15 protein-coding genes, 2 tRNA genes and 1 rRNA gene are annotated in these 15,333 nt (G+C 52.7%); 7 read left to right on the top strand and 11 right to left on the bottom strand.

Annotated elements, in window-relative coordinates:
* Positions 1 to 139: 139 nt before the first annotated feature.
* The 3 genes from AC6IB1_RS17095 to AC6IB1_RS17085 all read right to left on the bottom strand — a co-directional run bounded on the left by AC6IB1_RS17095 (position 140) and on the right by AC6IB1_RS17085 (position 2,016).
* Positions 140 to 215, bottom strand: a tRNA-Ala gene (locus tag AC6IB1_RS17095).
* A gap of 104 nt (positions 216 to 319) precedes the next feature.
* Positions 320 to 396 (bottom strand) — tRNA-Ile (locus AC6IB1_RS17090).
* Between the two features lie 68 nt (positions 397 to 464).
* Positions 465 to 2,016: ribosomal RNA gene (locus AC6IB1_RS17085) — 16S ribosomal RNA — on the bottom strand.
* A gap of 650 nt (positions 2,017 to 2,666) precedes the next feature.
* On the opposite strand from AC6IB1_RS17085, the gene AC6IB1_RS17080 reads away from it, so the two are divergent.
* A complete protein-coding gene (locus AC6IB1_RS17080) occupies positions 2,667 to 3,209 on the top strand; it encodes a gamma carbonic anhydrase family protein (RefSeq protein ID WP_497567617.1) in 543 nt (180 codons plus the stop codon).
* On the opposite strand, the gene AC6IB1_RS17075 is transcribed toward AC6IB1_RS17080, so the two are convergent.
* The 4 genes from AC6IB1_RS17075 to tsaC are packed head-to-tail and all read right to left on the bottom strand — an operon-like array spanning position 3,206 to position 5,824.
* Positions 3,206 to 3,469 carry a DUF1488 family protein gene (locus AC6IB1_RS17075; RefSeq protein WP_497567616.1) on the bottom strand — a complete coding sequence of 88 codons (264 nt, stop codon included), beginning with the start codon at positions 3,467 to 3,469 and terminating at the stop codon, positions 3,206 to 3,208. The genes AC6IB1_RS17080 and AC6IB1_RS17075 overlap by 4 nt on opposite strands.
* A gap of 15 nt (positions 3,470 to 3,484) precedes the next feature.
* Entirely contained in the window at positions 3,485 to 4,303 is an 819-nt protein-coding gene (aroE, locus tag AC6IB1_RS17070) for a shikimate dehydrogenase (RefSeq protein WP_497567615.1), read from the bottom strand.
* Positions 4,304 to 4,321: 18 nt separating this feature from the next.
* Positions 4,322 to 5,245 (bottom strand): oxygen-dependent coproporphyrinogen oxidase, encoded by a 924-nt coding sequence (hemF, locus tag AC6IB1_RS17065; RefSeq protein ID WP_497567614.1) that lies wholly within the window; start codon positions 5,243 to 5,245, stop codon positions 4,322 to 4,324.
* Between the two features lie 21 nt (positions 5,246 to 5,266).
* A complete protein-coding gene (gene tsaC, locus AC6IB1_RS17060; RefSeq protein ID WP_497567613.1) occupies positions 5,267 to 5,824 on the bottom strand; it encodes an L-threonylcarbamoyladenylate synthase type 1 TsaC in 558 nt (185 codons plus the stop codon).
* A gap of 232 nt (positions 5,825 to 6,056) precedes the next feature.
* Between tsaC and purE the strand changes: the two genes are divergently transcribed.
* A complete protein-coding gene (purE, locus tag AC6IB1_RS17055; RefSeq protein ID WP_497567612.1) occupies positions 6,057 to 6,542 on the top strand; it encodes a 5-(carboxyamino)imidazole ribonucleotide mutase in 486 nt (161 codons plus the stop codon).
* Positions 6,543 to 6,544: 2 nt separating this feature from the next.
* Positions 6,545 to 7,681, top strand: coding sequence for a 5-(carboxyamino)imidazole ribonucleotide synthase (locus AC6IB1_RS17050; RefSeq protein WP_497567611.1), 1,137 nt, complete (start codon positions 6,545 to 6,547; stop codon positions 7,679 to 7,681).
* A 62-nt stretch (positions 7,682 to 7,743) separates the two neighbouring features.
* Here AC6IB1_RS17050 and AC6IB1_RS17045 read toward each other — a convergent pair whose 3' ends face one another.
* The 4 genes from AC6IB1_RS17045 to AC6IB1_RS17030 are packed head-to-tail and all read right to left on the bottom strand — an operon-like array spanning position 7,744 to position 10,946.
* Positions 7,744 to 8,310: a topoisomerase DNA-binding C4 zinc finger domain-containing protein gene (locus AC6IB1_RS17045; protein ID WP_497567610.1), complete on the bottom strand. Its 567-nt coding sequence runs from the start codon at positions 8,308 to 8,310 to the stop codon at positions 7,744 to 7,746.
* 26 nt (positions 8,311 to 8,336) lie between these two features.
* The gene (locus AC6IB1_RS17040; RefSeq protein WP_497567609.1) at positions 8,337 to 8,813 is read right to left on the bottom strand and encodes a DUF494 family protein; all 477 of its coding nucleotides are present in this window, start codon (positions 8,811 to 8,813) and stop codon (positions 8,337 to 8,339) included.
* A 2-nt stretch (positions 8,814 to 8,815) separates the two neighbouring features.
* Complete coding sequence (gene dprA, locus AC6IB1_RS17035; protein ID WP_497567608.1) at positions 8,816 to 9,913, bottom strand: DNA-processing protein DprA; 1,098 nt, start codon at positions 9,911 to 9,913, stop codon at positions 8,816 to 8,818.
* A gap of 1 nt (position 9,914) precedes the next feature.
* Positions 9,915 to 10,946, bottom strand: a complete 1,032-nt coding sequence (locus tag AC6IB1_RS17030) for a LysM peptidoglycan-binding domain-containing protein (protein WP_497567607.1) — start codon at positions 10,944 to 10,946, stop codon at positions 9,915 to 9,917.
* Positions 10,947 to 11,066: 120 nt separating this feature from the next.
* On the opposite strand from AC6IB1_RS17030, the gene def reads away from it, so the two are divergent.
* From def to trkA, 4 genes are all read left to right on the top strand, one after another.
* The gene (gene def / locus AC6IB1_RS17025) at positions 11,067 to 11,579 is read left to right on the top strand and encodes a peptide deformylase (protein ID WP_114996317.1); all 513 of its coding nucleotides are present in this window, start codon (positions 11,067 to 11,069) and stop codon (positions 11,577 to 11,579) included.
* Between the two features lie 7 nt (positions 11,580 to 11,586).
* The gene (fmt, locus tag AC6IB1_RS17020; RefSeq protein WP_497567606.1) at positions 11,587 to 12,531 is read left to right on the top strand and encodes a methionyl-tRNA formyltransferase; all 945 of its coding nucleotides are present in this window, start codon (positions 11,587 to 11,589) and stop codon (positions 12,529 to 12,531) included.
* A gap of 73 nt (positions 12,532 to 12,604) precedes the next feature.
* The gene (gene rsmB, locus AC6IB1_RS17015; protein WP_497567605.1) at positions 12,605 to 13,885 is read left to right on the top strand and encodes a 16S rRNA (cytosine(967)-C(5))-methyltransferase RsmB; all 1,281 of its coding nucleotides are present in this window, start codon (positions 12,605 to 12,607) and stop codon (positions 13,883 to 13,885) included.
* A 68-nt stretch (positions 13,886 to 13,953) separates the two neighbouring features.
* Positions 13,954 to 15,330 (top strand): Trk system potassium transporter TrkA, encoded by a 1,377-nt coding sequence (gene trkA / locus AC6IB1_RS17010; RefSeq protein WP_497567604.1) that lies wholly within the window; start codon positions 13,954 to 13,956, stop codon positions 15,328 to 15,330.
* The last annotated feature ends 3 nt before the right edge of the window (positions 15,331 to 15,333 follow it).

Here is a 15,333-nt window from a genome sequence, read left to right as displayed (position 1 = left end):
AGAGTCAACATTTGAGAACTTTTACAAACAAGCTTTATCTCTTTCGAAACAAAGTTGTTTAGTCAGCTTTCCAGATTGTTAAAGAGCAAAGTGATGTTAAAACCACTTTTTAAATATTCTTGCAAGAACACTTAAAGAGTGGTGGAGCTATGCGGGATCGAACCGCAGACCTCTTGCATGCCATGCAAGCGCTCTCCCAGCTGAGCTATAGCCCCACATCGATACTTAGTTTGTGACCAACAGCTTTCAAAACAAGGCGTGAAAGGAGGACGTTTAGTTCACTAAACGACGAGTTTCACAACGCAGTGTTGGAAGTTGTTGGTGGGTCTGAGTGGACTTGAACCACCGACCTCACCCTTATCAGGGGTGCGCTCTAACCACCTGAGCTACAGACCCATCTAAGTAATGTTCTTTCTCTTTTTGACCGTAGCAATCTGTGTGGACACTCACATTCATAGTATCGTTAAGGAGGTGATCCAGCCCCAGGTTCCCCTAGGGCTACCTTGTTACGACTTCACCCCAGTCATGAACCACACCGTGGTAAACGCCCTCCCGAAGGTTAAGCTATCTACTTCTGGTGCAGCCCACTCCCATGGTGTGACGGGCGGTGTGTACAAGGCCCGGGAACGTATTCACCGTGGCATTCTGATCCACGATTACTAGCGATTCCGACTTCATGGAGTCGAGTTGCAGACTCCAATCCGGACTACGATGCACTTTCTGGGATTCGCTCCACCTCGCGGTCTCGCTGCCCTCTGTATGCACCATTGTAGCACGTGTGTAGCCCTACTCGTAAGGGCCATGATGACTTGACGTCGTCCCCACCTTCCTCCGGTTTATCACCGGCAGTCTCCCTGGAGTTCCCACCCGAAGTGCTGGCAAACAAGGATAAGGGTTGCGCTCGTTGCGGGACTTAACCCAACATTTCACAACACGAGCTGACGACAGCCATGCAGCACCTGTCTCAGAGCTCCCGAAGGCACCAATCCATCTCTGGAAAGTTCTCTGGATGTCAAGAGTAGGTAAGGTTCTTCGCGTTGCATCGAATTAAACCACATGCTCCACCGCTTGTGCGGGCCCCCGTCAATTCATTTGAGTTTTAATCTTGCGACCGTACTCCCCAGGCGGTCTACTTAACGCGTTAGCTCCGAAAGCCACTGTTCTAGACAACAGCCTCCAAGTAGACATCGTTTACGGCGTGGACTACCAGGGTATCTAATCCTGTTTGCTCCCCACGCTTTCGCATCTGAGCGTCAGTCTTTGTCCAGGGGGCCGCCTTCGCCACCGGTATTCCTTCAGATCTCTACGCATTTCACCGCTACACCTGAAATTCTACCCCCCTCTACAAGACTCTAGCCTGCCAGTTCAAAATGCCACTCCCAGGTTAAGCCCGGGGCTTTCACATCTTGCTTAACAGACCGCCTGCATGCGCTTTACGCCCAGTAATTCCGATTAACGCTCGCACCCTCCGTATTACCGCGGCTGCTGGCACGGAGTTAGCCGGTGCTTCTTCTGCCGCTAACGTCAAATTACGCAGCTATTAACTACGTAACCTTCCTCACGGCTGAAAGTGCTTTACAACCCGAAGGCCTTCTTCACACACGCGGCATGGCTGCATCAGGCTTGCGCCCATTGTGCAATATTCCCCACTGCTGCCTCCCGTAGGAGTCTGGACCGTGTCTCAGTTCCAGTGTGGCTGATCATCCTCTCAAACCAGCTAGGGATCGTCGCCTTGGTGAGCCTTTACCTCACCAACCAGCTAATCCCAACTGGGCCCATCCTGACGCGAGAGGCCCGAAGGTCCCCCTCTTTGGTCCGAAGACATTATGCGGTATTAGCCACCGTTTCCAGTGGTTATCCCCCTCGTCAGGGCAGGTTCCCAGCCTTTACTCACCCGTCCGCCGCTCGCCGCCCAATAAATCATCCGAAGAATCTTTATTGTCGCTGCCGCTCGACTTGCATGTGTTAGGCCTGCCGCCAGCGTTCAATCTGAGCCATGATCAAACTCTTCAATTAGAATCTTTTCTGCCCTTCCTCACTTTGAAAAAGTGAACAAAGGCGGCTCGATGAAATACTGTATAAATTGACTGTGCCGATAACCCCGAAGAGCTTTCGTTTTGGTCACTCAGTTTCATCGATAAATCTTTTGTCTATCAATGACGAGCGCCCACACAGATTGCATAGATCAAATTGTTAAAGAACGTTGACTTTAAGAAGCCTCGCTTCTCACCGTCAGGGCTGCGAATTCTACGCTGCCGGGCGATGAAGTCAAGAAGAAATTTTGAGATTTTTCAGCGTGATTTGCACAAACCTCAAAATACCTTGTTGACTTGCCTCTCGGGGTAATTTCCCTTCGAAGCGGGCGGCCATTTTACTGTTCTACTTTAACGCGTCAAGCGTTTATTTTCGTCTCAGTTTTTAAGGCCTTCGCCGTACCGGTTTGGATGAACATTTCCGCATTGGGAGCCGCTCTCCGTGTCGGTGAGGCGGCATTATAGGGAGGCGAAAAAATCTGGCAAGGGCTTTTTTGCGTTTTTTTATCAAAAACATCGCGTTCGACTATTTTTCACTCAAAATGCTATTAAGCCACATGAAAGCGAACAAGAATTGCACTCTTTTTCCCATCGAGATAGTCTGTTTTCTATTCACTTTATTAGGAATGCTCTATGTCTCCTCTCCTTCGCAGCTATAAAGGTCTCTTTCCAACAGTCGGTAAACGCGTCTACCTAGACCCGTCTTCGGTGTTAGTGGGAGATATTACTTTAGGTGACGATGTAAGTATTTGGCCTTTAGTCGCAGCCCGAGGCGATGTAAACCATATCTGTATTGGTAACCGCACTAATATCCAGGACGGCTCTGTTCTCCACGTGACACATAAGAATAAGGAAAACCCGGTAGGACACCCTCTACTCATTGGGGATGACGTGACAATCGGCCACAAAGTCATGCTGCATGGTTGTACCATTGGCAATAAAGTACTGGTCGGAATGGGGACAATTGTTCTCGATGGCGCAGTGATTGAAGATGAAGTGATGGTGGGGGCAGGGAGTCTGGTTCCGCCAGGAAAAAGGCTGATATCCGGTTACCTGTATGTCGGTAGCCCCGTCAAACAAGCACGCCCGCTAAAAGAAGCAGAGCGTGCTTTTCTCCAGAAATCGTCAGATAACTATGTAGTGACAAAAAACGAGTACATCGCAGAAAGTGGTTAACATATCCAAATCTCGCCGTCGGCATTGAAATCTTCATCTTCGATGGCGCGTTCAGCAAGCTCCTCTAAATCGAAGCGGTATTCACAAAAAGCTGCGAGAATGGCCTGCTCTGTAGGCAATGTAGATTGCGTGTGCTTTTCCAGATCTTCGACGCGAATAAAGCACGCAATCAGCGCACCCGACTGCTGTGCCTGAAAACACACCGCCTGCTTTTCATGATCGAAGTAATGAAGATCAGGAAACAAAATACTCTGGTTCATAATATCGTCGTTAACTTATTCTGCCAGATTACGGCGCAGTTCCCTGAGTACCTGACCACTTCCGGGTCTGATACCACGCCAGATAGTAAAACTTTCTGCTGCCTGTCCGACCAGCATGCCAAGTCCATCAATCACGCGTGCGGCTCCATTGTCCAGCGCCCACTGATTACTGCTGGTCATGCCTGCGCCATATACCATGTCGTACACCACAGTATGTTCACCAAATACGGATGGGCTGATTTGCGGGTGATCGCCTGCAAGGCTGGCGGATGTGGAATTGATCACCACATCAAACTGCCCATCTATCGAATCAAAGCTGGTCGCTGATACACAACCATGTTGTTCAAATAAAGACGCCAGCATTTCTGCTTTGCTTTCAGTGCGGTTAGCAATCACTAACGCTGACGGCTCATGTGCCAGCAAAGGCAAGATCACTCCACGCGCTGCACCACCCGCACCGAGCAATAGGATACGAGCCCCCTTGAGAATGATCTGGTTGTTCAGCAAATCCTGCACCAGTCCTTCGCCATCAGTGTTATCACCGAGGATTCCGCCATCATCCAACTTTTTGAGCGTATTCACCGCACCGGCAAGTTTGGCGCGCTCCGTTAACTGAGTCGCGAGCTTAAACGCCTCTTCCTTAAAAGGCACAGTGACATTGCACCCTTTACCGCCGTTTTCAAAAAAAGCGGTAACCGCTTCTTCGAAACCGCCCACTGGCGCCTCGAGGGTGTCATAACACATTGCCTGCGATGTCTGGCGCGCAAACAGGGTATGTATAAAGGGTGACTTACTGTGTGAAACCGGATTGCCGACAACAACGTATTTATCCACGGTATTTGCTTCCTTGCCTTACCATTCCCTTGGTTTGAGATACTCTGTATACAGTTTTTCTTCAGCAGAACCCACTTCGGGCTCGAAACCATATTCCCAGCGAACCAGTGGCGGCATCGACATCAGTATGGATTCGGTTCTGCCACCACTTTGAAGACCAAACAAGGTGCCACGATCATAAACCAGGTTAAACTCGACATAACGCCCACGCCGGTATAGCTGGAACTCACGCTCTCGCTCACCATAAGGAGTGGTTTTCCGTTTCTGGACAATAGGAAGATACGCATCCAGATAACCTTCCCCTACCGCCTTGATGTAACCAAAAGATGCGTCGAAGCCCCACTGGTTCAAATCATCAAAGAAGAGGCCACCGACCCCACGGGTTTCGTTACGGTGAGGCAAAAAGAAATAGCGATCGCACCAGGCTTTGTGCTCGGCATAAACATGCTCGCCAAAAGGCGCACAGAGAGATTTCGCCGTCTGGTGCCAGTGAATGCAGTCTTCCTCCACCGGATAAAATGGCGTGAGATCAAAGCCGCCGCCAAACCACCAGACCGGCGCTTCCCCCTCTTTTTCTGCGATAAAGAAGCGGACGTTGGCATGGGAAGTCGGCACGTGTGGGTTTTTCGGGTGCACCACCAGAGAGACTCCCATCGCTTCAAAACGCCTGCCTGCCAGTTCAGGACGGTGCGCGGTGGCAGAGCCCGGCATCTTATCGCCAAACACATGGGAGAAATTGACACCCGCCTGCTCAAACACCGCACCCTCACGCATCACACGGCTCTTACCGCCGCCACCTGCGGTTCGCTCCCACGCATCTTCCTGAAAGGTCGCGCTGCCATCTTCTTTTTCCAGTGCGGCACAGATAGTGTCCTGCAATGAGAGTAAAAAACGCTTTACCGCCTCTTTATCTACTTGCTGGGGAAGGTTCGGATTCTCCACGTGATTTCCTCGCTCTTTTCTCTAACCTTGACGAAGCACCTTACCAGAACGTGCATCACGGATCTCGGTCGGCTTGTCGCGTCCACCGATCTGTCCCTCCAAGACGTTAGGAACGCGCTCGCCAAGCTGCTTAACGACTTCTTCGACACTACGGCACGGCGCTTCACCGCTCAAATTCGCACTGGTGGATGTGATAGGCTTGCCGTAAGAAAGGCATAACGCACGCACATCAGGGTGATCGGAGACTCGTACAGCCACCGTATCAAACTGGCCTGTGACCCAGTCGGTGGTTTTCTTTCCTGCCGGCATCACCCAGGTAACCGGTCCCGGCCAGGTCGCCAGCACATCCGCTTTTACTTCATCACTCAGGCTGTCAAAGTCGATATAACCTTCCAGCTGAGAGAACTCAGCAGCAATGAGAATCAACCCTTTGGCTTTATCACGTGCTTTAACGTCCAACAGCGCCTGTACCGCCTGAGGGCTGTCAGGATCACACCCGACGCCAAACACACCTTCTGTTGGATAGGCAATCACTTCTCCACGGGCCAGCGCCGAAACGCACTGTTCCACATTCGCCAATGTTCATCTCCTACTCTGCCGAATAAAAATTCGGCTTACTATGACTAACTTTACCCGACGTTCTCAACACTTTTGTCACAAATAGAAACAGATGAACCAAAAACACTCGTCGATAAATTGACAAAAACCAACATAAACAGGTCGACGCAAACGTTTTTCTTGACCTTAATTGCCGATATAATGCGCCGAATTTCTCTGTACCAGTGGTTAGACAGCATTTACAGGAGTCACTATGAAAGTCGGCATCATCATGGGTTCGAAGTCCGATTGGCCAACCATGAAAAACGCAGCAGATATGCTGGAAAGTTTTGGCATTGCCTATGAAACAAAAGTGGTTTCCGCCCACCGCACTCCTGATTTGCTGGCTGAGTATGCCAGCAAAGCGGCATCCCGTGGCCTGAAAGTCATTATCGCAGGTGCTGGCGGCGCTGCCCACTTGCCAGGTATGACCGCCGCCTTTACCAGCCTTCCTGTACTCGGCGTGCCCGTTCAGTCAAAAGCGCTCAAAGGCATGGATTCCCTGCTTTCTATCGTCCAAATGCCAAAAGGCGTGGCTGTCGGTACGCTGGCAATCGGTGATGCCGGTGCCGCCAATGCTGGCCTTCTGGCTGCGCAAATTCTGGCCACCAGCGATGATACACTGATGGCCAAAGTCGATGCCTTCCGCCACAGCCAGACAGAGACTGTGCTTGCCAACCCTGACCCATCGGTAGAATAACCATGAATGTGCTCGTCCTTGGTGCCGGACAGCTGGCACGTATGATGGCACTGGCGGGTGCCCCCTTAAACCTTAAGATCAGTGCATACGATGTGCGAAGCGGCAACCTTGTCCATCCCGTCACACTGGAAGTCATTGGACAAGGGCTGGAAAACGGCATTGCCAATGCCGACGTCATTACTGCTGAATTTGAACATATCGCCCCAGATGTGCTGGAGATTTGCCAGGCCAGCGGTAAATTTTACCCGGGCGAAACCGCGATTCTGACCGGTGGTGACCGCCGTCTAGAAAAAGCGCTGCTGGATAAAGCTGGCGTCGCTAACGCCCGCTATCACGTTATCGAATGTCGGGAAGACTATGATGCCGCCATGGCCAGCATCGGTCTGCCACTCATCCTGAAAAGTGCTCTCAATGGCTACGACGGAAAAGGCCAGTGGCGGTTGAAACCTGACTCAGACACTGAATCAGTGTGGCAAGAGATCGAACAGTTCCTCAAAACCTCACCGCAAGGCGAGCGCCAGTGTGTTATCGCAGAAGAGTTTGTTCCCTTTGACCGTGAGGTGTCACTGATTGGCGCGCGTAATGCCAAGGGCGACCTGGCTGTTTATCCACTGACAGAAAATATCCATACCGACGGTATCTTAAGTGTGTCTATTGCGGCAGGTGACAATGATGCGTTGCAGACGCAGGCAGAAGCCATGTTCAAAGCAGTAGCCGACACACTCAACTATGTCGGCGTGCTGGCGATTGAGTTTTTCGATGTTGACGGAAACCTGAAAGTGAACGAGATTGCGCCGCGTGTGCACAATTCCGGCCACTGGACCCAGCAAGGTGCGGAGGTCTGCCAGTTTGAAAACCACCTTCGCGCCGTATGTGGCTTGCCGCTCGGCAGTGCCAAACGCATTCGCCCAACGGCAATGATCAATATCGTCGGTGACGTGACAGTACCTGCAGATGTCATGGGGTTGGCACATGTGCATTGGTACGACAAAGCACCCCGTCCGGGCCGTAAAATCGGCCACATTAATCTATGTGCCGACAATGTCAGGGCGCTGGGTGCAGCACTTAACGACGTTGCCAGATATTTGGACGATAGCGAGTTTCCGGCCATTCAACGCGCAGTACAAGCACTGGACTAGCTCCCCCTCCAAATACAGGAAAAGCCGCAAACTGCGGCTTTTCCTGCTTCTGTCGCAAAAAATTATTGCGCCTGCCTATGCTGGCACTTTTTATTCGCGCAGACTTTTACGACACCTGACGCCCGCTTTTTCTCCAACAAAAGCGGATAGCCACATGCCTCACAGTTACCCTTGAGAGGCTTAAGGTTGACGGCAAACTTGCATTTCGGATAGGCATCACAGGCATAAAACGCCTTGCCAAAGCGGGATTTCTTCTCGTGAAGTTTTCCTTTGCGGCACACCGGGCAGGTGATGTCCAGTGTCTCTGACTCCGGCTCCTGATCGCGCTTTTCAATGTGCTGACAATCCGGGTAGGCCGAACAGCCAATAAACATCCCATAACGCCCTTGCCGCAACACCAGTTCATTGCCGCACTCCGGGCACGGTATACCCAGTTCTTTGACGATATGGCCATCATTGTGGTGTAGAGACTCAACAAAATCACAGCCAGGATACGCCGTGCAGGCCTTGAACGGCCCACGTTTACTGTGCTTGATAACAAGAACTCTGCCACATTTCGGGCAGCGTTCTTCATTCTCCAGCGCGTGTTCGTGCGCGCTGAACAGGGAATCGTCAATTTTTCCAGCCAAAACAGATCAGCCTCAACAACCTAGTTTTAGTGAAGGTATTCATCTTCTGCTGTGCTGTAGAGTAACTCTTCCATTTGATCGTACGCACGCTCGTTACCGGGCACGTTAAACAGCACCATCAGGATCACCCATTTCAGATCTTCCAAGACAAATTCCTGCGTCTCCAGTTCCATGACACGGTCAATCACCATTTCACGGGTCTCTGGGCTCAGCACACTGATTTGTTCCAGAAACATCAAGAAGCCCCGGCTCTCAATATCCAGCCGAGCCATTTCTTTCGCAGTGTAGATGCGAACAGACGTGAGGGCACCACCGGTAAGGTATGGGGTTCTATCAGCGTCTTGCAATTGCGCCAACTTTTCCAGCCAGTTCAGCGCTTTGTATATATCATCTTGATGAAATCCAGCTCTGGAGAGTTCATCAGCCAACTCATCCTGATCCACCATCAGCTCCACATCACTGTGGATATAGGTTTCAAACAGGTACATTAATATGTCCATCATGGCTATCCCCTCCTCGTTCTGACATAGCCACCGGGTACTGCGGATACAAATCCCTGTAGCTCTAGCTCTAACAACTGCATCATGATTTCGTGAACGGGTTGATCGCAGAGTTCTGCAAGCACATCGACACACCTAACTTCATTTCCTACGTTAGCCAACAGTTCAGGAAATGGCAATTCTTCTGGCAAGTCTTGGGGCTGAGCAACTTCCAGTTGGTGATTAATCGCACAACCTGCAAGAGCCCCTACCTGTTCCAGAATATCGTCCACCGTTTCTACCAGAAAAGCGCCCTGTTTTATCAATCCATTGCTGCCTTTGGCGTGTGGATTGTGAATCGAGCCAGGCAGCGCAAATACATCCCGCCCCTGTTCAAGCGCCAGCCTGGCGGTAATCAAGGAACCGCTCTTCATGGCCGCTTCCACCACCAGCACACCAGTAGAGAGACCGCTGATAATCCGGTTTCGTCTCGGAAAAAATGCCGGCTTGGGTGGCGACCAAGGCCAAAGCTCTGACACCAGCGCGCCAGAGGCCCTCACCTCACCCGCTAGCTGGCGGTGACTTGCAGGATACACCTTATCCAGCCCAGACCCTAGCACGGCGATAGTTTTTCCCTGCCCATCGAGAGCACCACGGTGCGCGCGGCCATCAATGCCCAGAGCCAGACCACTGGTCACCACCACATCATGAGCCACAAGCTCCTTGGCAAACGCATGAGCCAACGCAAGGCCATCATTGGATGCGTGACGACTGCCGACAATGGCAAGTTGAGGGAGAGAAAGCAGCGCGGGGTCACCATCGACAAACAGCAGCGGCGGCGCACCAGAGATCTGCTTAAGCAGATAGGGATAGCGGTTATCGGTCAGGGCAATAATATGTCTGGACGGTACAGATGCCCAGGCCAGACACCTGTCGATGATGGAAGAATCGGGGCGGCGCAATGCCTGAACCTGCGCTGGCTTTAATCCCAGTGCTGCAAGCTCAATATCATCAAGCGCCTCAAGTTTATGGGGCGGATAGCGGCTGATAATTTTACTGACCGCCTGGCCACCTAAACGGGGAACAGCGGCGAGCCTAAGCCACCACTCAAGCTCGTGTGACATCTTATCCTTCCGCAGCGACAACCGGCATATCAGCCTTCAACGGCGTATCCGCATCCACCACCATGGCAAGACTGAAGAAAGGGTAGCTCCGGATCACTAACAATTTGCCTGCGGATGTTACGGGCAAGACTTTCCGTTCACCGCTCGCATTGTCCACCCCAGAGTCATAGCGCATTTTGCCTTTGCTTCCTTTCATGATCGCACCGGGCACCACCACAGAAAGGATATGACCAGCATTGATGCCATCGGTTTCACCCAGATCGACCACCACAATCTGGCGGTGCCCGACATAGTTACTGCCGTAAAGGTGCCCGACCATAGTGCCGGCAACGCCCTGAGGGCCCGGTTTGGGATGGAAAACCTCCCCGGTTTTTGCCCCAAGGGCCGGCAGCAAGATGTCATTGGGTTTAATTTCCTGGCGCTGGCGGGTGAGTTTCATTTCCGCAATGTCATCCAGTGAGCGCACCAGCGTTGCCTCGCCCACTTTTTTCAGGCTCACCATACGCACGACCGATTCACCTTTATTGCGCTCAAAATGGGTCACGGCGCGGTAAATAAACCAGCCCTCACTATCCAGCGGCCTGTCAGCAAAAAAAGGGGTGCGGGTTGAAATATAACTCCACCCTCCCTGAGAACCGAGAACACGTGGTGCGAGACGGTATTCCTGGTCTGAAATCAGAGTGTCAAATGTCAGGTGCTGCTCAAAAATAGAAGAAGAGGCACTGTTGATGGGATCCAGACCGGTTCTTTGGGTGCCTGCAGTGTAAGACAGGACCGGCTTCCCCCCAACCCAGTCAAGACGCAGCAAATCGCCGGGATAAATCAAGTGGGGGTTGGCAATCGACGGGTTATGCTGCCAAAGCGTTGGCCAGTGCCAGGGGTTTTCAAGATAAAGCCCGGCAATGTCCCACAGGGTATCGCCTTTTTTCACGGTGTAAGTTGCTGGCGCGTCTTCACTCAGTCGCACCTCTGCAGCCACCGCCATACCTGACCATCCAACAGCCAGACAAAAAATGATAAGCTTTCCAAACATCCCTTGTCTCCAAAAGCGTACTTTCGTTCGGGATGCTGTCATTTGGACAGCAAAATGTCTAGAATTAGCCCAATTATCGAAGCCGACTACGGCGCAGTTCAACATATTTAAGAGACGTTTATGAGTGTATTGCAGGTTTTGACCTTCCCGGACGATCGCCTACGCACGGTGGCGAAACCGGTAGAGAGCGTCACACCAGAGATCCAGAAGATTGTCGATGACATGCTGGAAACCATGTACGAAGAGGACGGCATTGGCCTTGCGGCGACTCAGGTCGATATTCACCAGCGTATCGTGGTGATTGATATTTCCGAGACCCGTGATGAACCCATGGTGCTGATCAACCCGGAAATTATCGAAAAACGCGGTGAAGACGGCATTGAAGAAGGCTGCCTGTCTGTACCGGGTGCGCGCGCACTGGTGCCCCGTGCATCAGAAGTGACCGTAAAAGCCCTGGATCGCGACGGCAACGAATACCAGTTTGAGGCTGATGACCTTCTGGCCATTTGCGTCCAGCACGAACTGGACCACCTGGAAGGCAAACTGTTTGTGGATTACCTGTCGCCACTCAAGCAACAGCGCATCAAACAGAAACTGGAAAAAATCAAACGCGCTAACCAGAAAGCCAGCTGAGGTGTCCTTGAGCGACTCATTGAAAATCGTATTTGCCGGTACGCCGGATTTCGCCGCCCGTCATCTGGCGGCGTTGTTATCTTCACACCATGAGGTAGTGGCGGTTTATACCCAGCCAGACCGTCCGGCTGGACGCGGCAAAAAACTGACCGCGAGCCCGGTCAAACTGCTGGCACAGGAACATGGCATCCCTGTGTATCAGCCTGCTAGCCTGAAAGCCGAAGAGGCGCAGCAAGAATTGGCTGCAATCGGCGCAGATATTATGGTGGTAGTGGCTTATGGCCTGCTGTTACCCAAAGCCGTACTCGATACACCACGCCTTGGCTGTATCAATGTCCACGGCTCTATCCTGCCCCGCTGGCGTGGCGCTGCCCCTATCCAGCGTGCTATCTGGGCGGGGGATACACAAACCGGTGTCACCATCATGCAAATGGATGAAGGCCTGGATACCGGCGATATGCTCAAGATCGCAACCCTGGATATCGACGCCAAAGAAACCAGTACCACACTGTATGAAAGACTGGCAGAGCTGGGGCCACAGGCGCTGGTTGAGTGCTTAGGCGATATCGCTTCTGGCAACACTGTGGCCGAAAAACAAAACGATGAACTGGCCAACTACGCCAAGAAGCTGAGCAAAGAAGAAGCACAGATTGACTGGAGCATGAGCGCTGTTGCCATTGAGCGCTGTATCCGCGCTTTCAATCCATGGCCGATGAGCCACTTCAGCGTGGCAGACAACAACATCAAGGTCTGGGATGCAGAAGTAGAAGCAGAAAACAGCGACAAAGCGCCGGGCACCATTTTGTCAGCGGACAAGAAAGGGATCCGGGTGGCAACCGGAGAAGGCGTATTGCGCCTGCTCTCTATCCAGCCACCGGGTAAAAAAGCCATGAGTGCGGCAGATATTCTGAATTCCCGCCGTGACTGGTTTGAACCTGGCACCCACCTGTAATTGAGAAGGCCAGCTTGCTGGCCTTTTTTAGTCGTCTGTGGTGACACAGACCATTCGGATTAAGGATCCATGCATGAACGTTAGAGCTGTCGCTGCACAGGTGATTTATCAGGTTGTTGATCAGGGCCAGTCCCTGTCAGCTGCCCTGCCGCCAGCCCAACAAAAAGTCGCACCACGCGATGGTGCCCTATTGCAGGAAATCTGCTATGGCGTCCTGCGCTGGCTGCCACGTCTTGAATCCATCACCCAATCCTTGATGGATAAACCCCTGAAAGGCAAGCAACGGGTATTCCACCACCTGATCCTGGTCGGCCTTTACCAGTTGAGCTATATGCGTATCCCTGCCCACGCAGCGGTAGCAGAAACGGTGAATGCCACCAAGGTACTGAAAAAGCCCCAGCTTCGTGGTCTTGTCAATGCTGTATTGCGTAGCTACCAGCGGAATCAGGAAACCCTGGATGCGGCATCTGTGGCGCACGATGCAGGAAAATATGGTCATCCCGGCTGGCTGTTAAAGCTGCTGCAACAGGCCTACCCCACCCAGTGGGAGCAGGTCGTTGAAGCCAACCATGAAAAAGCGCCGATGTGGCTACGCGTCAACCGTACACACCACACCCGTGAGGCATACAAAGCACTGTTGGATGACGCTGGAATTGAAACCTCAGTGCATCCGGAAGCCGAAGATGCCCTGAAACTGGCAACACCTTGTGATGTCACCGCGCTGCCGGGCTTTTCAGAAGGCTGGGTCTCGGTGCAGGATGGCGCAGCCCAGCTTGCCGTCGATTACCTCAAACCAAAGGCAGGTGAGCTCATCCTTGATTGCTGCGCGGCGCCGGGCGGTAAAACCTGCCATATCCTCGAGCATGAACCAAGCGCAAACGTGGTGGCGATGGACGTGGACGCCACCCGTCTGACCCGCGTGGAAGAGAATCTCAAGCGCCTCAAACTCAAGGCCCGGGTAATTTGCGGTGATGCCCGTACGCCAGGCGAATGGTGGCAGGGTGAGCAGTTTGATCGCATCCTGCTCGATGCCCCCTGCTCGGCAACCGGGGTTATTCGACGCCATCCTGACATCAAATGGCTTCGCCGCGCCGACGATATCAACCAGTTAGTGTCGTTGCAGTCTGAAATTCTTGATGCAATGTGGGCGCAGCTGAAATCTGGTGGTACGCTGGTTTATGCGACCTGCTCGGTCACCCCGCAGGAAAACGCAGAGCAGGTGAAAGCCTTCCTTACCCGAACACCAGATGCGGTGCTGGAAACCGGCACACCAACGCAGCCCGGACGCCAGATCCTGCCGGGACAGGAAGACATGGATGGGTTCTATTACGCCGTGCTCAAAAAAGCATCGTAGAGACCATGCGGGTAGTTCGAACTGCCCGCGATAACAATAAAAACTGAACCGAGGTTCACGAAGACGTTATGAAAATCATCATCCTGGGGGCTGGACAGGTCGGCGGCACACTGGCTGAAAACCTGGTGGGCGAAAACAACGACATCACCATCGTCGACAAAGACCCCGAGCGACTCAGGGAACTGCAGGACAAGTATGATCTCCGTGTGGTGCAGGGCTACGCCAGCCATCCCACCACCCTGCTGGAAGCCGGCGCACAGGATGCCGACATGCTGGTGGCGGTAACCAACTCCGACGAAACCAATATGGTCGCCTGTCAGGTTGCCTTCACCCTCTACAACACCCCAAACCGGGTCGCCCGTATCCGCAGCCCGGAATATCTGGCCACCAAAGATCAGCTGTTCCAGACCGACGCCTGTCCAGTGGACCACCTGATTGCACCGGAAGAACTGGTGATCCAGTACATCCAGCGTCTGATTGAATACCCCGGTGCGCTACAGGTGGTGAACTTTGCCGATAACAAAGTCGGCCTTGTCGCTGTTAAAGCCTACTACGGTGGTCCGCTGGTCGGTAATGCATTATCAGCTCTTCGCGAACACATGCCACATGTGGATACCCGCGTCGCCGCGATTTTCCGCCGCGACCGCCCGATCCGTCCGCAGGGCACCACCATTATCGAAGCGGATGACGAAGTCTTCTTTGTCGCGGCAAGTAATCACATCCGCTCGGTAATGAGTGAGCTCCAGCGCTTGGAGAAGCCATACAAACGCATCATGATTGTCGGCGGCGGTAACATCGGAGCCGGTCTGGCACGAAGCCTCGAGCGCACCTACAGCGTAAAACTGATTGAACGCAACCCCAAACGTGCCGAGCAACTGTCCGAATTGCTTGAAAACACCATCGTGTTCTGTGGTGATGCCGCGGATCAGGAGCTTCTGAGCGAAGAACATATCGACCAGATTGATGTATTCATCGCCGTGACCAACGAAGATGAGTCCAACATCATGTCAGCCATGCTGGCAAAACGCCTTGGCGCGAAGAAAGTGATGGTGCTTATCCAGCGCGGCGCTTACGTGGATCTGGTACAGGGCGGGGCGATTGATGTGGCTATCTCACCGCAGCAAGCAACGATTTCGGCGCTGTTGACCCATGTGCGTAGAGCCGACATTGTCAACGTGTCGTCCCTACGCCGCGGCGCAGCAGAAGCTATTGAGGCGATTGCCCACGGTGACGCCAACACCTCAAAAGTGGTAGGGCGCGCTATCGGCGACATCAAGTTGCCGCCAGGCACCACGATTGGTGCCATAGTCAGGGAAGAGGAAGTGCTGATCGCCCATGATAAAACGGTAATCCAGCAAGACGACCACGTGGTGATGTTCCTGGTGGATAAAAAGTATATTCCGGATGTGGAAAGGCTGTTCCAGCCAAGTCCATTTTTCCTCTAACTG

The sequence above is a fragment of the Grimontia sp. THUN1695 genome (assembly GCF_059704325.2).
This window is presented reverse-complemented; position numbering and strand designations above follow the sequence as displayed.